Here is a 21630-nt window from a genome sequence, read left to right as displayed (position 1 = left end):
AAACAGCTGATGGCTAATTGCTGACAGCTCAAAGCGAATTTCCATGTCCCGTAATTTCAAAATAGGAGCATTTGTCACCATTGCGATGCTGACAACCACATTTACCTTTTATTTCTGGCAGATTTTCAGAACCCCAAATATTCAGCTTGACAAACAAACCAGTTTTGCTTTATTGATTCCTGAAGGTGCAACTTATAAAACGGTTCTGGATACATTGAATAAACACAATGTAATCAATGACCATATTTCATTTCAGTTTTTGGCCAAAATGCTTAGCTATCCTGAAAATGTAAAACCTGGCCGTTATGTTTTTAAGCCGAATACGAGCAATTACCAGGCAGTTAAAAAACTTCTTTCTGGTGTTCAGGATCCTTTGAGACTGACATTCAATAACATCAGGTTAAAAGAAGATCTGATTGAAAGGATTGGAAGCCGGTTTGAGTTTGGGGAAGACAATTTCAGGAAGGCGCTGAACGACCCCGAAGTTTGCAGGAAATACGGACTGGATACGCTTACAATTGTATCCATGTTTTTGCCGAACACGTATGAAATATTCTGGACAACAGGAACCGAAAAGTTTTTGGACAGGATGCATTCTGAATACAAAAAATACTGGACAGATGAAAAGGTAGCGAAAGCAAAAGCCATTGGTTTAACACCTGTTCAGGTTTCAATTCTAGCATCGATTGTGGAAGAAGAACAGGCACGAAAAGTGGATGAAAGGCCTCGCGTGGCCGGATTATATATCAATCGTTTGAATGCATTGATGCCATTACAGGCCGATCCGACTATTAAATTTGCTTTACAGGATTTTGCTATTAAACGTATTTTGAACGAGCAGCTAAGGGTTAAGTCGCCTTACAATACTTATGTAAATACAGGGCTTCCTCCCGGCCCGATCCGTGTGGCGGATTTTAATTCTCTGGATGCAGTTTTGAATTACGATAAACATGATTATCTATACATGTGTGCCAAAGCCGATTTGTCTGGTTACCATGCATTTGCCACAACATATGAAGATCATTTAAATAACGCACGTATGTATCAGGCTGAACTGAACCGCCTTAAAATCATGAAATAACGAATTTTAAATTATAGTAATTACAACCTGAATAAGAACATATTCTTATTCAGGATTTTTCATTTTTATAACTTTACACTTCCTGTTTTAAAAATAATGTTTACTTACGAAGTAAAAGGAATACGGGTGCGATATGCGGACACCGATCAAATGGGATATGTATATTATGGCAATTATGCACGCTATTATGAAATAGGAAGGGTAGAGGCGTTACGTAGTCTGGACTTCCACTACAAAGTTATGGAAGATGAAGGTGTGATGATGCCAGTTTATGAAAACCGGTCTAAATACTTAAAACCAGCCCGTTACGATGATCTGTTAAGCGTGAAAGTTACGTTAAAAGAGCTCCCAGGCGTCCGTGTAATTTTTCATTATGAAATAAGAAACCAGGAAAACGCTTTATTGAATACAGGAGAGACGACCTTGGTTTTTCAGAGACGGGATAATGGAAAGCTTTGTGTTGCACCAGGTACACTTATTGACAAGTTAAAACCGTATTTTGATTCTGAATAAATTATCAGAAACGTTATGCTGGACAGACTGCTGCAAAATTATCAAATCAAGCGACTGATCATATGGTTACAACGCACAATGCTATTTCGCGGAACAGCATCATTGTATGATATATTAGCCAATCTTGTTCAAAGCAACCGTAAATATGATATTGATCAGCGGGCTTCTGCTGTGGCTTATAATTTGACGCTGGCATCTTTCCCAGCGATTATTTTCTTATTTACGCTCATCCCATATATTCCAATTATGAACCTGGACAAACAGATCATGATGTTGTTAAAGGAAGTGATGCCAAGAGGAATCTACGAAGATGCTGATCAAACGATCATGGACATTCTGAGCAGGCCAAGGAAAGGGGTTTTGTCGTTCGGTTTTATTTTTGCCATGATCGCATCTACCAACGGAATGATGTCGCTCATGCATTCTTTTGACATGGTTTTTGAGGATAAGGAAACGCGTGGATTTTTAAAAACCAGAGGAATTGCTATCATTCTTACCCTCATGCTGATCCTTGTATTATGCCTTTCCGTTGTACTGCTGATCGTAGGTGATGCTGCCATGCACATTTTAAGCGAATGGCATATTATACGGGATAACTGGGTCATTGTCCTGTTAAATATGACGCGTTATCTGATTAGTTTCGGGTCATTAATGCTGGTAATATCTCTCGTTTACAGGTTCGCTCCCACACGCGGTACACGTTATGCTTTCATTAATCCCGGTTCTATTGTCGCTTCAATACTTATTTTAACAGCCACTTACGGTTTTTCTTTCTATTTATCCAGATTCAGTTCCTACAATAAATTATATGGCTCAATCGGAACCATGATCGCACTGATGATTTGGTATTATTTACTTGCATTACTGATTATCCTCGGCTTTGAAATTAATGCGAGTATTGAAAGGGCAAAAAGGCGCATTTCTAAATGACATATTCCGCTGTTATACCGAATAATAACAATCCCTTCACAGCCGCTGTTTAATTGGCGAAATTTGTGACTTTCACTGATACTTAGCGTTTAAGAAAGGTGTCTGTGGAATATATCAAATGGGATGTACCGGAATAATGGAAAATATTGAAAAACCATTGGTAACAAGTAGTTCTGACTGCTTACAATCATCAGAAATATGTGGCTGAAGCACTTAATTCAGTGCTATCACAAAGCTATAACCATATACAGCTTATTGTAGTTGATAACGCCAGCTCAGATAATACACTTGCGTTAATTGAGAACAAAAAAACAACTTCAACGGATTTTACCCTGATCAGGAATTCTTTCAACAAAGGGATTTGCGCTGCTTTTAACCAGGGATTAGCCTTAGCAAAGGGGAAATATATTATTGATCTTTCGGGAGATGATGTTCTGTTGCCGGAACGGATTGAAAAGCAGGTTCAGGCCTTCGAATTGTTGGCTAACGATTATGCCGTAGTTTTTTCTAATGCGCGTTATATTGATCAGAATGGAGAAAAACTAAATTTTCATTATCAGGTCGATGAAAATGGTAAAGCAGTAGAAAGTGTTCCTTCCGGTGATGTTTATAAAAATGTTTTGGAAAAATATTTTATCTGTACGCCAACGATGATCATGCGGACTGAAATCCTTCATCTAATGGGCGGATACGATGAATCTTTGAAATTTGAGGACTTTGATTTTTGGGTACGTTCTTCCGTTCAGTTTAAATATTTTTACCAGGACGAAATTTTAACTTATAAGAGAAAGACGCCTGGGTCGTTGGGTACCCAGGTTTATAAAAAGGGAAGTGGTATACTGGCTTCCTATTATACTGTATGTAACAAAGCTTATGATCTGAATCGCGATCAGGAAGAGTTTGATCTATTGGCAGCCAGAATCCGTACATTTATACGAAAATGTTTTTATGCACAGGAATTTGAATTAGCGATTGAATTTAAGAAGCTGCTTAATTATATTGAGAATCCCGGATGGGAAACACAAACTATTATTTTGCTGTGTTATCTAAGAATTCCGGTCAATGTTATTTACAGGATCTACATTCGTTTGCAAAATTTTTTTACTGGCAGGAAGGATTTAACTTTAAAAACTGTTACTGTATAAAGCTAATTTCTTATCATGCCCGCTGAATTTATTCGAATTTACCCTGAAAATCCTGACGAAAGACGAATCCGGCAGGTTGTAGATTGCCTTCGTAACGGAGGTTTAGTGATTTATCCAACAGATACCGTATATGGTCTTGGTTGTGATATTTATAATACAAGAGCAGTAGAGAAAATTGCAAGAATAAAAGGTATTAAACCCCAAAAAAACGATTTTTCATTTATTTGCTATGATCTGAGCCATATTGCAGATTTTGCAAAAGTGGGCAATTCAGCATTTAAATTGATGAAAAAAGTACTGCCTGGACCTTATACATTTATTCTGGATGCAACCGGTAATGTTCCCAAATTGTTAAACACAAATAAGAAGACAGTAGGTATACGGGTACCGGATAATTTAATTCCCAGACTGATAGTAAAAGAATTAGGTAATCCTATCGTTACTACTTCTATAAAGGATGATGATGAAATAATGGAGTATTCAACCGATCCTGAATTGATATTTGAAAAATTCCAGCATCAGGTTGACATGATCATTGACGGAGGTTACGGAGGGAACATCGGTTCGACGATTATCAGGGCAGATGGTGATGATTTTGAAGTAGTACGTGAAGGACTTGGTGATACTTTCCTCTTCTTGTAAATAAATTGCACTCAGCTAAGTTAATATTGAATAATATAGTTCATGCAAAATATTTATTATTATTTTTTTGATAATATCGTAACCCTTTCTCATATTTGATAGTGCCGGAAATATCTGTTACAGAACCCGTTTTTAAAGAAGTACGCTTAGAATTACAATACCTTCCCTGTCTTGAATATTTCACGTGCATTCTTGATTTTGACCGAGTGTGGATTGATGTTGAAGAGAAATATATAAAGCAAACTTACAGGAACAGGTGCAAAGTACTCACAGCAAATAAAATTGATACGTTAACAGTTCCGGTTAAGACCGGAGGAGTGGATACATTAACAAAAGATGTGAAAATTGATTACAGCCAGGACTGGATCAGGCGTCATTTGGGTTGCTTCCAGTCAGCTTATGGGAAATCCCCCTTTTATGAATATTACGCTCCGGAGCTGATTGCGGTTTTTCAAAAAAAATATGATTTTCTTATTGACCTTAATTATGATTTATTGACAATTTGTCTTAGATTGGTGGGTGTAAAGAAAGAGGTTGTGTACAATTTGTCAGGCTCCGAAATGTCTCAAAACAAGGTAATTAACGCTATTTCTATTATAAATAATAAAAAAAATACAAATATTTATAATTATTATCAGACAATACCGTATTATCAAACCTTCGGGAATGATTTTGTGAGTAATTTGAGTATTGTTGATTTAATCTTTAATATGGGGCCCGAAGCAAGAAGTGTTTTGTTAAGTTCCTGCAAGAGACAATGAGGCTTTTGAACAAAGATTGTTCAAGTAGCGTTTAAAATATTAAAACACTTTTTATTGCTACAAATGGAAGCAAAATTTTCGAATAGAGTGAAGGAAGTAATCTCTCTTAGCCGGGAAGAAGCGCTACGGTTAGGTCACGATTATATCGGTGCCGAACACTTATTACTAGGAATGATACGTGAAGGCGATGGAGTTGCAATTGGTTTATTGAAAAAACTTGGTGTTTCCCTTGATGATGTCCGACAGACAATAGAGCAGGCAACTAAGGGTGCTGCTACGAATAATGTAAAAAACCTGCAGAATATTCCATTGACCCGACAGTCAGAAAAAGTTTTGAAAATTACTTATCTGGAAGCTAAAATTTTCAAGAGCCCTTTGATAGGCACTGAACATTTACTTTTGTCAATTTTACGTGATTTGGACAATGTAGGTACCCAAATCTTACATAAGTTTAACGTTAATTACGAAGTCATTAAAGAAATGTTAGAATATCAATCATCTGGTTCGAGGCCCCATATGGGACCGGAAACCGAAGACGGAGACGACGAGGCAAGAGGTGGAATGTTTGGAGGAGGTGGATCAGCTTCAGGAAAAGAATCAAAAGGAGCGGAAAAATCCCGTACTCCGGTTTTAGATAATTTCGGCCGTGATTTAACGAAAATGGCAGAAGTTGGTAAGCTCGACCCAATTGTGGGCCGTGAAAAAGAAATTGAGCGTGTAGCACAGATATTAAGCCGACGTAAAAAGAATAATCCAATCCTGATTGGTGAACCTGGTGTAGGTAAAACTGCAATTGCGGAAGGCCTCGCACTTAGGATTATCCAGAAAAAAGTTTCCCGCGTCCTTTTTGGAAAACGCGTTGTTACTCTGGACCTGGCCTCACTGGTTGCTGGTACAAAATACCGCGGACAATTTGAGGAACGTATGAAGGCTGTCATGAACGAGCTTGAAAAATCTCCGGACGTAATTCTTTTTATAGATGAGCTTCATACTATTGTTGGTGCAGGTGGCGCGTCTGGCTCGCTTGATGCTTCCAATATGTTTAAACCTGCCCTTTCACGCGGTGAAATTCAGTGTATTGGCGCTACTACATTGGACGAGTATCGTCAGTATATAGAAAAGGACGGGGCCCTGGCTCGTCGTTTTCAAATGGTAATGGTGGATGCTACTTCTATCGAAGAAACCATTCAGATCCTGGAAAATATCAAAGATAAGTATGAGGAACATCACCATGTTAATTATACTCCTGAGTCAATCACAACGGCCGTAAAATTATCTGAACGTTATATCACCGACAGATTCCTTCCTGACAAGGCAATTGATGTAATGGATGAAGTGGGTGCTCGCGTTCATATCAGCAATATTACGGTTCCTGAGGATATTCTGGTTCTTGAAGAGCAGATTGAAAATATCAAACAGGAAAAGAACCGTGTTGTTAAAAGCCAGAAGTATGAAGAGGCTGCGCAATTGAGGGATCGTGAAAAGAAATTAATAGATCAGCTTGATAGAGCTAAACTGGCTTGGGAAGAAGAAACCAAACAAAAACGTTATACGGTAACTGAGCATAATGTAGCAGAGGTTGTTGCGATGATGACAGGAATTCCTGTTACAAATGTTTCAATGGACGAAGGCAGAAAGTTACTTAATATGGCTGATGAACTGAAAGCCAAAGTAATTGGCCAGAATCCTCCGATTGAGAAACTGGTGAAAGCGATCCAACGTACAAGGGTTGGATTGAAAGATCCCAAAAAACCAATTGGATCGTTTATCTTCCTTGGCCCAACCGGAGTTGGTAAAACCGAGCTTGCAAAAGTACTGGCAACTTACCTGTTTGATAAAGATGATTCGCTGGTTCGTATCGATATGAGCGAGTACATGGAGAAATTCAGTGTATCTCGTTTGGTTGGAGCGCCTCCGGGATATGTTGGTTACGAAGAAGGTGGTCAGTTAACTGAAAAAATCCGTCGCAAACCTTATAGTGTGGTATTGTTGGATGAAATTGAAAAAGCTCATCCGGATGTCTTTAATATTCTGCTTCAGGTTCTGGATGATGGTATATTAACTGACGGATTAGGCCGCAGAGTTGATTTTAGAAATACGATCATTATCATGACTTCCAATATCGGGGCACGTGACCTGAAAGATTTTGGGGCTGGAATAGGTTTTTCTACCAAAGCTAAATCTGAAAATCTGGATGATATCATGAAAGGCACGATTCAAAGTGCGCTTCGTAAGGCATTTTCACCGGAATTCCTGAATCGTCTGGATGATGTAATCGTTTTCAACTCGTTACAAAGAGAAGACCTGCACAAAATTATTGATATTTCTCTTGGGAAATTATTTAACAGAGTGAAAGGCCTTGGTTACGAAATAGAACTAACCGTGGCAGCCAAAGATTTCTTATCAGAAAAAGGATATGATCCTCAATACGGAGCACGTCCGCTTAACCGCGCGATTCAGAAATATCTTGAAGATCCGGTTGCTGAGGAAATACTTAAAGGTGATTTACGTGAGGGGGATGTTTTGGTAGCAAATCATGAAGAAAACACGGAAGAGCTGACAATTGTTGTTCGCAAAAAACAAGAAGAGGTAGCGAACTAAGCTACCCTTGTATAATATAATTGAAGAGGAATGGATCATCAGATCCGTTCCTCTTTTCATTTTAATGAACCTGGAATATGTATTTTAAAATGGATACATATTTAAGCAAATAAACGTTATGAATTAGTTTATATTTAGCCCTTGAAAATTCTTATATAACAAATGAAAAACGGACTTCTGCAATTCATTATTTTGCTTAATCTTAGCCTTCTTATAGTTCCTAAAAACTCTAATGCGCAGAAACTTTCTTCCGGTCCTCAGGTACTTACTTTTTTTTCGGACGCAGATGATACAGAGCAACCTTACGGTTTATACCTTCCTGAAAATTACGATCCGGCAAAAAAATATCCTTTGGTAATGATGCTGCATGGAGCAGGTTCCAACCACAGACTTGAATTGCGCCGTGTATTTGGCAAAAGTAATGCAGAGGGTGAAACTGATGTGGAAGCATCGCGTTATTTTCCCAAATGGGATGGCGTTGATTACATTGTTGCATCGCCATATGCACGTGGAACCGCGGGTTATCAGGGAATACCGGAAAAAGATGTTTATGATGTGCTGGATGACGTGAAAAAGCGATTTAATGTAGATGAGAACAGGATTTATCTTACTGGTTTATCTATGGGAGGCGGAGGTACACTCTGGATCGGGCTTACGCGTCCGGATATCTGGGCTGCTATTGCACCTGTTTGCGCCGCACCACCGGCTGGTACTATGGATCTTGCTGTGAATGCACTTAATTTTCCAGTGCATTTTTTTCATGGAGATGCTGATCCTGTTGTTCCTGTTGAAGGTACACGAAAATGGGTCTCACATTTGCAGGATATTGGCGTAGAGGTTTTTTATAAAGAATTTGCTGACGTAAAACATGACAGTTGGGTAAATGCTTATGATAACGAATATATTTTTGAATGGTTTGGTCCGGCAATCCGGAATCCATATCCTGATCAGGTACGGTTTGTTAGTAAGCTGTATAAATATAATAAAGCATTCTGGGTAACGTTTGATAAAATTACTCAGGGAACCGTGGCTGAAATTGATGCTAAGTTTCAGAAAGAGAATACATTGCTTGTTACCACGAAAAATCTGGAAGGTATTACTTTAAATCTCACTGGACATCCGAAATTTAAGCCGGGTGCAGAATTACTGGTAAACATTGACGGAGTTGCATTGAAATCAAAAAGTGACAGCACTATTTCTTTTGTCAGAAACAATCATGTATGGGCTATTGGTAAAGAGAAAAATCAAAGCACACTATATAAGATGAAAGGTGCTGAGGGGCCAATTTATGATGCATTTTCCAGCAGGCATGTATATGTCTACGGTACACAAGATAATCCTTCAGCAGAAGAGTTGAAAAAAAGGATGGATATTGCTAATCAGGCAGCTGATTGGTCATACAATCGTGGGCCCTTTTTAGGACGTGTTATGTTCTTTCCACGCGTGATGTCGGACAAAGAAGTAAGAAAAAGTGATACTGAGAGTTCTAATTTTATTCTTTTTGGTACGAAAGAGACGAATTCGATCATTGCCATGCATGCTGATAAGCTCCCTTTGCATTTAAATCCAACAGCAAAAGAATATGGTTTGTTTTATGTATTTCCGGTTGATCAGCATTATTTTGCAGTGAGTTCAGGATTGCCGTGGTGGACTGGCGTAGCAGATGAGGGTTTTCCATTTGTACCTGTTACGCATAGGAAACTTTCAGAATATAAGGATTTACTTTTTTTTAAGGGGTCATCCAAAACTCCGGTTGCAGAGGGTCATTTTACTTCTTCCTGGCAACTGCCGGATAGTTTGAAAAATACGCTCAACGGTTCAGGAGTCATTACTATTGTTAAATAAAGATTTCAACTATTTTTTACCTTTTATTTTATTTCAATGGATTTTAACGTAAAGATTTCCCGGAAATCATTCATCAAAGCAAGTGCTTTTGCGCTGGCAACACCAATGTTGTCCAAATTGAACCTGGAGATGCAGTCACCTTCTAAAATTGGGTTACAGCTCTATACTTTAAGAAAAGAGTTAACTACCGATTTAGAAGGAACATTAAAGAAGGTATCGGAAATTGGTTATAAAGAAGTGGAGACCTTTGGTTATTCCGATGGAAAGTTCTTCGGAAAAACGCCCAAAGAATTTAAGGCTTTACTAAAATCATTCGGTCTTAGTGCAGTAAGCGGACATTATGGAGCCGGTGTAGAAAAAGCTGATGCAAAAGGTACTTTGAGTAATGATTGGGAAAGAGCCGTAGCTGACGCTGCTGAAATTGGCCAGAAATATGTTGTCTGTGCTTACCTGACTCCAAACGAAAGGAAGTCCATAGAAGACTACAAAAAATATGTTGATCTTTTCAACAAGTCAGGAGAAGTTGCGAAGAAAGCCGGATTGCAGTTTGCCTACCATAACCACGATTTTGAATTCGAAAAACTGGATGGAGAGATAGGTTACGATTATATAGCAGGTAAAACAGATTCAAAACTTGTTAAGCTCGAACTGGATCTGTACTGGATTGCAAAAGCCGGATTGGATCCTGTTGATTTGTTTAAAAAATATCCGGGCAGATTCCCATTATGGCATGTGAAGGATATGGATAAAAGTGATAAATCATTTGCTGCGGTAGGAACAGGTTCCGTTGATTTTTCAAAAATCTTTGCTGCAAGAAAACTGGCAGGAATGACGCACTTTTTTGTAGAACAGGATATGACTAAAGAGCCCGTTTTTGAAGCAATTACTACCAGCTATAAAAATCTGGTTACAATGAAAGTTTAGTGGTGAAACGCTAACCCAAATATAAAAGAAGACCCGGGCGCATAGCAACCGGGTCTTTCTGTTTATACAGATAAAAAATTTTAATTAACAAGTTGAAGCTTTAGCTCATTCAGCCTGCTACGTAATGAAGCGTCAATCTGACGGTCATTCACGCGAAGGATGTATCCACCTATAAGTTTAGGATCAATCTTCTCTTCCAGTTCGATACGTTTGCCAGTGGCTGTTGCAACAATATTGTTAAATTGTTTCCGAAGCTCTTCAGTGAGTGGGGTTGTCGTTATTACGGTTGCCTTAAGAATTCCCTTGTATTCGTTGTATTGCTTGATGAATTCGTCAGCAATAGCGTCCAGTATTGATTCCCGGTTCTTTTTGGTAATAATTGTAAATATGGAATAAGATACCGGATCCACCCGATCCTGAAAAAGTGCTTTAAGAATATTCAGTTTCTTTTCGTGTCGCACTACCGGGCTTTTAAGTGCCAGCATTAAGCCACGATTTTTATCAGCAGTATCTTTAAATAATTTCATGTCCTCAATTACAACCTCCAAAACGTTTTTTTCTTTGGCAAGGTCAATAAGTGATTTGGCGTATCTGGATGCAACTATACCTACAGACATATTAATTAATTTTGAATGATTATCCGGTTGGTTACCGGTTAAAAAAGAGAACGTTAGTAACAGCTTAATGAATTAGTTCAAGCTGGCAGAAGAAGCAAGGTCAGCGATTAATTTTACCTGTGCATCTTTGTTCTCTAATTCACGATGTAAAACTTTTTCAGCTATTTCCAACGACAATGTTGCTACTTCCTGACGTATTTTAGAAACTGCTAATTGCTGCTCAGTACGGATCGTTTCACGTGCGCTGTCTATTACTTTCTGTGCCTCTATCACAGCTTTTTCTTTTGACTCGGCAATTGTACGGTCAGCAGCATCTTTGGCATCACGCAAAATCCGGTCTCTGATAGCATTTGCTTCAACGATCAGTTTTTCATTGTCAGATTTTAACTGGATCATTTCTGCCTTTGTTCTTTCTGCAAGATCAAGTGCGCCCTGGATCTCATTTTCGCGTTCTTTCAAACCATTGATGATTGGCTTCCATGCGAATTTGGCCAGTATGAAAACAACCAGCAAAAATACCACCAGCATCCAGAAAATCAGACCTGGGTTAGGAGTAAGCAATGACATAATATTAGATGAGTTTTAGTTGAAAAATTCAGACAGAAATTGTCTTAAATATTAGTTTGTCTCTTTTGTTATTAAAAATATGTGGAAGCCTATTGCTCCCACATGATTTTTTTCGCGTCTTCCATGCCTAATGCAAAAGAAGTTTAGACGTTGAAGTCCTGCGTAATGCTTTACTAAAGCTTGAAAGAAATAAGCAGACAGATAACCGCCGCGAACAATGCAACCGCTTCGATAAGAGCAGCGATGATAAGCATTGCAGTCTGGATAGCACCAGCAGCTTCTGGCTGACGTGCAATACCTTCAACAGCACTACCACCAATTCTACCAATACCAAGACCTGCGCCAATAGCAGCAAGACCTGCACCGATTGCAGCACCGAAAACAGCTAAACCTGCACCACTTTGTTCTATAGCCTGAAGCAACATTTGAAGCAACATAATTGTGTTTGTTTTAAAATATAATTAATAAAAAAGAGATTCAAATCAATGTCCGTGATCTGCGTGATGATTATCTTCAATTGCACTTCCAATATACATAGAAGACAAAAGTGTAAAGATAAACGCCTGAATAAAGGCTACCATAATTTCAATAAAATTCAGAAACAAGGCAAACAGGGAGATAACAGGGGCAATAGCAAAACTTTGGAATATAAAGATAAGTCCAAATAGACTTAGCAAAATAATGTGGCCTGCTGTCATGTTGGCGAATAACCGTACCATAAGAGAAAATGGTTTCATGAACACACCAACAATTTCGACTGGGATCATAATAATAAGCAAAGGCAAAGGAACACCAGTTGGCCTTACAAGGTGTTTGTAATAATGCCCGTTTGCGTTCAGGTGTACTACAATAAAAGTTAGCACCGCAAGTGTCATCGTTACAGCGATGTTTCCGGTCAGGTTGGCTGATCCCGGCAAAAGGCCAAGGATATTATTGATCAAGATAAAGAAGAACAAAGTCAGCAAATAAGGAAGGTATTTTTCATATTTAGGCCCAACGTTGGGTTTAACAACATCGTCCCTGATGAACAGGATAATCACTTCCATAGCAGACTGAAATCCTTTTGGTGCTTTTCCTTTATTGTTTTGGTACGCTCTTCCTATACTTGTAAACACTAAAATCAGAATAACCGCACTCAGAAGCATGGAGGCTACATTTTTGGTTATTGAGAAATCGTAAACGGAACGAGATTCATCAACCGGAACAATAGTTTCCGAATCACCGTGAATTAAATGATATCCATTATATTCATGATGCTCGTTATGAAAATTGGCAGAAGAAAAAACCTCAATACCTCTGTCAGCAGAATACAAGATAACAGGAAGAGGAAGAACTACGCCATGACTGAATTCCCATTCATGAGAATCAGCGATGTGGTGCATAATCATCTGCCCAATGTTGAACTTTTCCTCTGACTCTTCCAGATTATGTTCAATTTTATGTTCTGCCTGGTTAATATCGTCAACAACTTTTTTAGAATCGTGTTGTTCGTGTTCCTGAGCGCTTACCGGAACTGAAAAAAAGCAGGTTGCCGCAGTTAGGGCAATGGATAATAAAAATCTAAAATGCTTATACATAAATGGTTGTATACTATGCTTTGTCAATCGCGGCGCAAGTTACAATACAAACCATATATTTCAAAGCAAGTGTAAAATAAATAGAGTGCAAAAAAGTTCACAATAAATATAAACGGATCAGTAAGACCCTTATACAGGAAGATTGCAATGAAAATCAGGCTCAGTATTATCCTGCCGACAATAGTTGCCATGTAATAGGTTACGAATTTTTCACGATTGTTGCGTAATCCGATGTCCATGAGGCGATGTATGAAAAAAGAGAGGCCAAAGAAAAAAGCAAGGATATACCAGATATTTGTGTGGACCAATGAATCGATATGAAATCGTTGGGCAAGGAATAGTACAATTCCCAAGAGTAAAGTCGCCAGAGTGCTTCGTAACATAAATGCGTAATTTTTATTTCCGGTTACCGGTTTTGGTGATACCTCTGATCAGTAAATACAGTGAGGCGGCAATTGAAGTCAGCGATAAAACCAGGGTCCAGACAGGGATTTTATTTTGCTGCCATTCATCCAGTTTATAGCCAGCGTAGGTAAAAACAAGAATGGTTCCCAACATTTGGGTTGCCATGCCCGAATATCTGAGAAAACCAGACGATTTTTTGTCAGAAGAGACTGAAAAGGCCTCTTTGGATACATCCTTTTTATTCTCTTCCATTGGATTTGTTTTAATTTTAAGACAAAATTGACCCTAATTTTGTAATTGGCGTTATCTTCGATACGTAATTATTGAAAATACCGTTTTAGATTTGCCCGGAAAAGATATTAAATCATCCCTAAAGTAATCATTTGTGATAGACATTTTAGTGTCCATTATTCATAGAACCGCACTTTGCATACTGGTAGTACTGATGTTGGCCGCCTGCTCCCAATATAGTACTAAGTCTGGCGCGATAGGTTTTCACAACTTTTCAGCCAGGTACAATGCTTATTTTATGGCTGATCAGGATTTGTTTGAAGCTGAAATGGCGATGAAAAAAGCCTATAAGGACGATTACAACCAACTATTACCTATTTTATTTCCTATTGACTCAGTACTTGCTTTGCCCGCAAAAGCACAGCTGGAAGGAGCAATTAAAAAAGCTTCCATTGTTGCAGAAAAACATCAGAACAGCCGTTGGATCGACAATAGTTATATTATTCTGGGGAAATCAAGATTATACCTTGGACAATGGGCCGATGGCTTGGAAGCATTGCGTTATGTGTTTGCCAACGGACGTGATGAAAATGATAAAAACAATGCGTTAATCGTATTGATGAAAGCCTACATTATAAAAAAAGATTTTTCAAATGCACTTGGAGTTGCCGAATATCTAAGCCAGCAACCACTTTCCAAATCTACCATAAAGGATTTTTATCTGACCAAAGCTTATCTGCATCAGCAGAACGGAGAGTACCTTACATCTCTGGCTATATTGGAAGAATCTTTTCCTTTGTTGAAAAAATCAACTGAAACTGCCAAAATCCATTTTGCCGCTGCCCAGATGTATGATCGTCTCGGACAATATGCACTGGCCAACAAACACTACAAAAGTGTAATGAAAAACCGCCCGAATTATGATATGGGTTTTTATTCCTCAATGAATTCGCTCCAAAACAGGATCATATTAGAGCCGGGAACGAACTTGTCGACTGTGGGATTCCATAACATGCTCAGTGACCGTAAAAATACCGATCTTAGGGACCGGATTTACTTTACAATGGGTCTGTTGGCCGAACACAGGAAACAGCTTCCCGAAGCCATTGATTATCTTCAGAAATCCGTCGCTGCTTCTACAGGAAATAATGCAACACAGAAAGCGTACACCTATCTTCAGCTTGCCAGGATAAATTACGAATCATTAGAGAAATTCGAATTATCTAAAGCTTATTATGATAGTGCACTGGCAATACTTCCACAGGAAGCTCCTGAATATAAACTGGTTTCTGACCGCAAAAGAGCCTTGGATAGTTTCGTGACTGAATTCACAATTGTTACAACGGAGGACAGCCTTCAGAAATTAGCACAAATGAATCCGGTAGCTTTGGATAACAAAATTGATGCAATCATTGATGCAAGAGAAAAGGTAAGGTTAGCCGAAGAAAAAAGCTAGCCGATGCAGCATTAGCTTCTGCCAGCACGGTAAATAATGTGGTGCCTAATTCCCTGACTCCGGCAATGAATAGTTCAGACAGAAGATTGGAGCTATACGATCCTGCATTGATTAATTCCGGAAAAGTGGAATTTCGAAGAATCTGGGGTAACCGGGTATTGGAAGATGATTGGCGGAGATCAGGGAAACAAACCCGAACAATTGTTTCCGGTAACCCTGCTGCCGTTGTTGATTCTGCATCGGTTACGGCTTCGGTTGATTCCGTAATGACAAAGGGTAGTGCAAAATGGCTGGAATTGCATGAAGCATTGAAAAAAGATGTTCCTTTAACCGATGAAAAATTTGCAGAATCCCAGAGAAACAAAGAAGAGGCACTTTTTAAATTAGGAAAAATATATCGTTTTGATCTAAAAGAACAGGATAAGGCCATTGTTACTTTTAACCGTGTTCTTGCCGATTTTCCAAAAACTCAGCATAAAGATGAAATATACTATCTCATTTATCTGACCCTTGCCGATGATGATAATAACAGAACTGCCTGGAAGGATAAGTTACTCACTGAATTCCCAAACTCAACCTATGCAAGGCTAATCAGCAAAAGATCAGACAAGGACGGTAATGCATCTGGTACAGGAAATCCGGTAAAGGAATACGAAAGTACTTATCAGTTGTATGTAGACGGGAATTATGAAAAAGCCCTTGAAGAAATTGAGGCAAATCTGCCTTCATATAAAGGAGGTGTAATGGAAGACAAATTTGCTCTGCTTCGCGTTTTCCTGATTGGAAAAGTAAGAGGTAAAGAGGCTTATTCACAAGCAATTAATGAATTTATTCAACTATATCCTTCAAGTGAATACCTTCCCCGGTTAAAAGAAATGAAAGAACTAAGTGCTCTTTCCGTGGAAAAGAGATAGTTTGGTTTTTGTATCTTTGACAGTTTATTAATAAATAATTCCAAATATGATTGAATTACAACCCGGAAAATACCGTCGCAGCATCGTTCGTTTATGGAGATATGTGGGCATCGGTATTGGTCTGGTTATATTGTATATTGTTGCAGTAAGTCTAAACTTTTTTTGGTTATTCGGTGGAATGCCGGATTTAAAAACACTGGAAAATCCTAAAAGTGAGGAAGCCTCAGAACTCATTTCAGAAGATGGGAAATCTTTGGGGAAATATTTTTTCGAAAACCGTACCCCTATTGAAATAGGACAGATTTCGCCTAACCTGTTGGAGGCTTTACTAGCAACGGAAGACGCCCGTTTTGTAAATCACTCAGGTATTGACCCAAGAAGTTTACTCCGTGTAGTAAAAGGTATAGTTTCCGGTAATGCAAGCTCAGGTGGTGGTAGTACACTAACGCAGCAGGTTGCAAAAAATCTATTTCAGACCCGTTCTGAAAAATTCCGAGGTGTGCTTGGATATATCCCTTTAGTACGTACAGTTATTTCTAAAACCAAAGAATGGATTCTGGCTATTACGCTGGAACGAAAGTATACCAAACAGGAGATCCTGCAAATGTATCTCAATACGGTTTCTTTTGGTAATAATACTTATGGGATAAAAGTCGCCGCAAAAACATATTTCAATAAAGCTGCCTGGGATTTGAATGTAAATGAAGCGGCACTCCTTGTAGGAATGCTTCAGAATCCGACCCTTTATAATCCGTTGCGTTTTCCAACCAATACACTCAATAGAAGGAATACCGTATTATCGCAGATGGCTAAATACGATTATATCCCTGCGGATAAACTGGAATTGTACAGAGCAAAACCACTTGGCCTCAATTTCACAGTTGATAGTCATAATACAGGATTGGCGCCGTATTTCAGGGAATCCATGCGTAATTATCTGAAAAGTTGGGTTAAATTATATAACGAAGAGCATGACGAAAATCTGGATCTTTATACCAGTGGTTTAAAGATTTATACCACCATCGACTCACGTATGCAGCAATACGAAGAGCAGTCTTTGCACGATCACATGAAACAGCAGCAAAAGCTCTTTGATGCACACTGGAAAGGCCGCAATCCGTGGATTGATGCACATGGTAAAGAAATTCCAGGTTTTGTTGACCGGGCAGTAAGAATGTCTCCGCATTTTGTTTCGCTTAAAAATGACCTTGGTGAGAAAAAAGCTTGGGAAATAATGCGGAAACCTGTAAAAATGAAAGTATTTTCATGGGAAGGGGAAAAGGTTATTACCATGAGCCCTGTCGATTCCATTAAGTATTATAAGCGCCTGCTGAGGTCCGGAATGATGTCAATGGATCCAAGAAATGGCCATATAAAAGCATGGGTTGGCGGTATTGACTTTAAGTATTTAAAATATGACCATGTAAAGCAAGGCAAACGCCAGCCGGGTTCTACTTTTAAGCCTTTTGTTTATGTATCGGGTTTGGATAAAAGTTTTTTGACACCATGTGATCATGTGACGGATGCGCCTGTTTATTTCCCAGCAGAAAATGGTGCGCCAGCCTGGTCTCCGCATAACTCCAATAACAAATATTCGTATCAATCTTTATCATTGAGACAGGCACTTGGTAAGTCAGTAAATACTGTGAGCGCTTACATTATGAAAATGGTGCGTCCTAAAACAGTTGTGGAGTATGCCCATAAACTTGGCATAACCAGTAAACTTGAAGAAAAACCTTCGCTTTGTCTTGGAATCAGTGATGTATCTGTTTACGAAATGGTGAGTGCTTATTGTTCTTTTGCCAATGGAGGACATCGGACCGATCCCATGACAGTTTTACGGATTGAAGATCGTTATGGTAATATTTTACAGGAATTTTATCAGAAACAAAACCAGGAATTAAGTGAAAATATGGCATACAATATGCTGTACCTGATGCGTGGAGCAGTGGAAGATCCGGGAGGAACGGCGGCAAGGCTGAAACAATATGGCGTAACGGAAGGAAATGAAATAGCAGCCAAAACCGGTACAACATCAAATTATTCCGATGGCTGGTTTATGGGTATGACTCAAAATCTTGTAACAGGTATATGGGTAGGCGGTGAAGACAGAAGTATTCACTTTCGTACCATTGAACTGGGGCAAGGTGGCAGAATGGCAATGCCTGCCTGGGGCCTTTTCATGCAAAAGGTCTACAATGACCAGACTCTGACAGATTATCGTAAAGGACCTTTTATAAAGCCCGACAATTATGTTCTTGATTGCGGAGGAGTGGCGACGGATAGTACTGATACTTACATACCACCTTCCCGCTCGAATGACGAAGGTGTGTTATTCTAATACATGATGCAGATACTGATTGCTCCCGACAAATTTCGAGGCTCACTGGAAGCTGCTGAGGTTTGCCATGCAGTAGAGGAAGGTATTCTCTTCGCTTATCCTGATGCAAGGATAATTGCTATCCCGTTGGCGGACGGAGGGGAAGGAACTACAAAAATACTGACTGATAAGTCTGGTGGGAAATACATATCTGCTGAAGTGCATGATCCATTGGGGCGATTGATGAATGCTTCCTACGGCTTGTCAGGCGACGGGAAAACTGCATTTATTGAAATGGCTTCTGCCTCGGGTCTGAAATTACTTTCTGCTCATGAATACAATCCAAGATTAACCAACACTTTTGGCACGGGCCAGCTCATTCTGGATGCAATTGAAAAAGGTGTCGGAAAAATTATTTTAGGTATTGGAGGCAGTGCTACTACCGATGGCGGAATAGGTATGGCGGCTGCTTTGGGTTATCATTTTTTGGATGAAAATGGTAAAATACTTATTCCAATTGGTGAGAGTTTAAGTAAAATAAACAGCATAGATTATCAAAATGCAGATACCCGTCTTCTATCCGTATCAATTACTGTAGCCTGTGATGTAACTAACCCATTGTTTGGCCTGAATGGAGCCGCCCATATTTATGGGCCACAAAAAGGAGCAGACCCGGACATGGTTAAAGAGCTTGATCGGGGTTTGCAAAATCTGACAAAAGTGGCTAAAAAAGCATTTGGCAAAGATGTTAGTGACGTTCCGGGTGCAGGCGCTGCTGGTGGGCTTGGAGCAGGATGTTTGTGGTTTTTAAATGCAGAACTGAAAGAAGGCGTTGGCATTGTAATGGAACAAACCAATATTGCCCAGCACATTCAGGATTCAGCTCTGGTAATAACCGGTGAAGGAAAAGTAGATGAGCAAACTTTAAGCGGCAAGGTGGTAAAAGGACTGGCAGATCTTTGCGGGAGTTATGATATTCCTTTGGCTGTAGTTTGTGGTACGCTAATGATTACTCCTGAAGAAACGAGATCCGCTGGCATTACTTATGCTGTTTCTGTACTTAACCGACCCATGGATCTGGATAGTGCTCAAAACAATGCTTATACTCTGGTGAAGGACGCAACTTTTAACCTGGTACGGTTGTTTTTTTGTAATAAGTAAAAAGGATTTCCTTTTTTGGTATACCAATTTCTGAAATTCTAAACTCCAAATGCGATAGCCTGTTGCTCCGCTTTCTGAAATAAATCAATGCCAGAATTTAATTATAAAGAAGAACTCTCAAAAATTCCATTTGACCCGGGTGTTTATCGGTATTTTGATGAAACCGGTGAGGTAATTTATGTTGGAAAAGCCAAAAGTTTAAGAAACAGGGTTTCAAGCTATTTTCTGAAATCCAATCAGCACGACCGTAAAACCAAACGGCTTGTGAGCCAGATCCGGCGGATTGAATACACCATTGTTCATAGTGAGTGGGATGCTTTGTTACTGGAAAACCAGCTTATAAAACAACTTCAGCCGAAGTTTAATATTTTACTTAAAGACGATAAAACCTATCCTTTCATTTGTGTTACGGACGAGCCTTTTCCACGTGTTTATGTAACCCGGAACCTGGATCGAAAAAAAGGAACATTTTACGGACCCTTTGCGAATCTGCGATCTATGCATACATTATTGGATTTGTTTAAATCATTATATACGATCAGGTCTTGTCAGTTACCGCTGAATAAAACCAATATAGAAGCTGGCAAATTTAAAGTCTGCCTGGAATATCATATTGGTAATTGCAAAGGGCCTTGCGAAGGTTTGCAATCGAAAGAAGATTACAATGTTGAAATTGATCAGGTTCACAATATGCTAAAAGGTAACCTGTCTTTGCCGCAGCAATATTTTAAGGAGAAAATGCTGGAAGCGGCGGAGCAGATGGCTTTTGAACACGCACATTCCTGGAAAACGAAAATTGAACATCTTTCCAGCTTTCAGAGCAAGGCGACAGTTATTAATCCAAAAATCGGTAATGTGGATGTGCTTACCATTGTATCGGATGAGGAAGCTGCATACCTGAATTTTATGAAAATAACAGAAGGTTATATGGTAGCCACGCAGACGGTCGAAATCAAAAAGAAACTGGATGAAAGCGATGTTGACCTGCTGGCTATGATGATAGTTGAGATGCGGACAAAATATGGCGCTGAGGCAAAAGAACTAATTTCTAACTTAAAACCTGACCTGGAACTAAAACTGGAAGTAATTGTCCCGCAAATTGGAGACAAAAAGAAGTTACTGGACATGTCAATGAAAAATGTCATGTATTTCAGGCGTGAAAAGGCAGAACGCAGAGCAGTGGAAGAATCTGCAACAACATCGAAAAAAGACCGGATTTTGATTCGGTTGAAAACAGATTTACAGCTAAAATCTTTACCAAGGCATATCGAATGTTTTGATAACTCAAATATTCAGGGTACCAATCCGGTGGCTGCAATGGTTTGTTTTAAAGAAGGCAAACCTTCGAAAAAGGATTACAGGCATTTTAATATCAAAACAGTGATTGGCCCGAATGACTTTGCTTCGATGAATGAAGTGGTCGGAAGAAGATATTTACGTTTGATTGCCGAAGAGCAGCCACTTCCGGATCTGATTGTAGTCGATGGAGGGAAAGGCCAGTTGAGTGCAGCCTGTGATGCACTAAAAAATCTGGGATTATATGGACAAGTTCCCATTATTGGTATTGCCAAGAGGTTGGAAGAAATCTATTTTCCAGAGGATTCTTTACCGTTGTATATTGACAAAAAATCGGAATCCCTTAAACTAATTCAGCAGATCAGAGATGAGGCTCACCGTTTTGCAATTACTTTCCACAGAGATAAACGAAGTAAAGGCAGTCTGGTAAGTGAACTGGAAGGTGTTGAAAGCATTGGTAAAATTACAGCAACCAAGCTTTTAAAACATTTCGGCTCGGTGCGTGCGATAAGGGAAAGTACAATTGAAAACCTGACAGAACTGATCGGGATCGACAGGGCCAAAAAAGTCAGGGCATATTTTGATACCATGGCGAACTAAAATTCAGTCCGAAAATCCTGAAATTGATATATCCAGAGCGGTTT

The 21630-nt window shown here is 39.2% G+C and carries 20 protein-coding genes; 14 read left to right on the top strand and 6 right to left on the bottom strand.

Going from position 1 to position 21630, the window contains the following annotated elements:
- The first annotated feature begins 43 nt into the window (after positions 1–43).
- The 9 genes from mltG (at position 44) to KZC02_RS06530 (ending at position 10442) form a co-directional block, all read left to right on the top strand.
- On the top strand, positions 44–1081 hold the full coding sequence (gene mltG / locus KZC02_RS06570; RefSeq protein WP_221393371.1) for an endolytic transglycosylase MltG: 1038 nt from the start codon (positions 44–46) through the stop codon (positions 1079–1081).
- A 96-nt stretch (positions 1082–1177) separates the two neighbouring features.
- A complete protein-coding gene (locus KZC02_RS06565) occupies positions 1178–1594 on the top strand; it encodes a thioesterase family protein (protein WP_221393370.1) in 417 nt (138 codons plus the stop codon).
- Between the two features lie 15 nt (positions 1595–1609).
- Positions 1610–2524, top strand: coding sequence for a YihY/virulence factor BrkB family protein (locus KZC02_RS06560; RefSeq protein ID WP_221393369.1), 915 nt, complete (start codon positions 1610–1612; stop codon positions 2522–2524).
- A 200-nt stretch (positions 2525–2724) separates the two neighbouring features.
- Entirely contained in the window at positions 2725–3669 is a 945-nt protein-coding gene (locus KZC02_RS06555; protein WP_229254035.1) for a glycosyltransferase, read from the top strand.
- A gap of 15 nt (positions 3670–3684) precedes the next feature.
- Positions 3685–4311: an L-threonylcarbamoyladenylate synthase gene (locus tag KZC02_RS06550; protein WP_221393368.1), complete on the top strand. Its 627-nt coding sequence runs from the start codon at positions 3685–3687 to the stop codon at positions 4309–4311.
- A 101-nt stretch (positions 4312–4412) separates the two neighbouring features.
- Entirely contained in the window at positions 4413–5072 is a 660-nt protein-coding gene (locus KZC02_RS06545) for a WbqC family protein (protein WP_229254034.1), read from the top strand.
- Between the two features lie 63 nt (positions 5073–5135).
- Entirely contained in the window at positions 5136–7673 is a 2538-nt protein-coding gene (locus KZC02_RS06540) for an ATP-dependent Clp protease ATP-binding subunit (RefSeq protein ID WP_221393366.1), read from the top strand.
- 162 nt (positions 7674–7835) lie between these two features.
- Positions 7836–9518, top strand: coding sequence for an alpha/beta hydrolase-fold protein (locus KZC02_RS06535; RefSeq protein WP_221393365.1), 1683 nt, complete (start codon positions 7836–7838; stop codon positions 9516–9518).
- Between the two features lie 36 nt (positions 9519–9554).
- Positions 9555–10442 carry a sugar phosphate isomerase/epimerase gene (locus KZC02_RS06530; protein ID WP_221393364.1) on the top strand — a complete coding sequence of 296 codons (888 nt, stop codon included), beginning with the start codon at positions 9555–9557 and terminating at the stop codon, positions 10440–10442.
- A gap of 80 nt (positions 10443–10522) precedes the next feature.
- Here the strand turns inward: KZC02_RS06530 and atpH are convergent, their stop codons facing one another.
- The 6 genes from atpH to KZC02_RS06500 form a co-directional block, all read right to left on the bottom strand.
- Positions 10523–11059 carry an ATP synthase F1 subunit delta gene (gene atpH / locus KZC02_RS06525; RefSeq protein WP_221393363.1) on the bottom strand — a complete coding sequence of 179 codons (537 nt, stop codon included), beginning with the start codon at positions 11057–11059 and terminating at the stop codon, positions 10523–10525.
- A 72-nt stretch (positions 11060–11131) separates the two neighbouring features.
- A complete protein-coding gene (gene atpF / locus KZC02_RS06520) occupies positions 11132–11626 on the bottom strand; it encodes a F0F1 ATP synthase subunit B (protein ID WP_229254033.1) in 495 nt (164 codons plus the stop codon).
- A gap of 173 nt (positions 11627–11799) precedes the next feature.
- Positions 11800–12063, bottom strand: coding sequence for an ATP synthase F0 subunit C (gene atpE, locus KZC02_RS06515; protein ID WP_304488625.1), 264 nt, complete (start codon positions 12061–12063; stop codon positions 11800–11802).
- Between the two features lie 45 nt (positions 12064–12108).
- Positions 12109–13203, bottom strand: coding sequence for a F0F1 ATP synthase subunit A (atpB, locus tag KZC02_RS06510; protein WP_221393362.1), 1095 nt, complete (start codon positions 13201–13203; stop codon positions 12109–12111).
- Between the two features lie 23 nt (positions 13204–13226).
- On the bottom strand, positions 13227–13586 hold the full coding sequence (locus tag KZC02_RS06505; protein WP_221393361.1) for a hypothetical protein: 360 nt from the start codon (positions 13584–13586) through the stop codon (positions 13227–13229).
- A gap of 13 nt (positions 13587–13599) precedes the next feature.
- Positions 13600–13860 carry an AtpZ/AtpI family protein gene (locus tag KZC02_RS06500; RefSeq protein WP_221393360.1) on the bottom strand — a complete coding sequence of 87 codons (261 nt, stop codon included), beginning with the start codon at positions 13858–13860 and terminating at the stop codon, positions 13600–13602.
- A 133-nt stretch (positions 13861–13993) separates the two neighbouring features.
- Here KZC02_RS06500 and KZC02_RS31535 point away from each other — a divergent pair, with 133 nt between their 5' ends.
- The 5 genes from KZC02_RS31535 (at position 13994) to uvrC (ending at position 21586) form a co-directional block, all read left to right on the top strand.
- On the top strand, positions 13994–15295 hold the full coding sequence (locus KZC02_RS31535) for a lipopolysaccharide assembly protein LapB (RefSeq protein ID WP_229254032.1): 1302 nt from the start codon (positions 13994–13996) through the stop codon (positions 15293–15295).
- Between the two features lie 65 nt (positions 15296–15360).
- Positions 15361–16209, top strand: coding sequence for a tol-pal system YbgF family protein (locus KZC02_RS31530; RefSeq protein ID WP_229254031.1), 849 nt, complete (start codon positions 15361–15363; stop codon positions 16207–16209).
- Positions 16210–16255: 46 nt separating this feature from the next.
- On the top strand, positions 16256–18550 hold the full coding sequence (locus KZC02_RS06490; protein ID WP_221393359.1) for a penicillin-binding protein 1A: 2295 nt from the start codon (positions 16256–16258) through the stop codon (positions 18548–18550).
- 3 nt (positions 18551–18553) lie between these two features.
- Positions 18554–19690: a glycerate kinase gene (locus tag KZC02_RS06485; RefSeq protein WP_229254030.1), complete on the top strand. Its 1137-nt coding sequence runs from the start codon at positions 18554–18556 to the stop codon at positions 19688–19690.
- Between the two features lie 87 nt (positions 19691–19777).
- Positions 19778–21586 (top strand): excinuclease ABC subunit UvrC, encoded by a 1809-nt coding sequence (gene uvrC, locus KZC02_RS06480; protein WP_221393358.1) that lies wholly within the window; start codon positions 19778–19780, stop codon positions 21584–21586.
- Positions 21587–21630: the final 44 nt, after the last annotated feature.

The organism is Dyadobacter sp. NIV53, from assembly GCF_019711195.1.
In the GTDB taxonomy this organism is placed as follows: domain Bacteria; phylum Bacteroidota; class Bacteroidia; order Cytophagales; family Spirosomataceae; genus Dyadobacter.
This window is presented reverse-complemented; position numbering and strand designations above follow the sequence as displayed.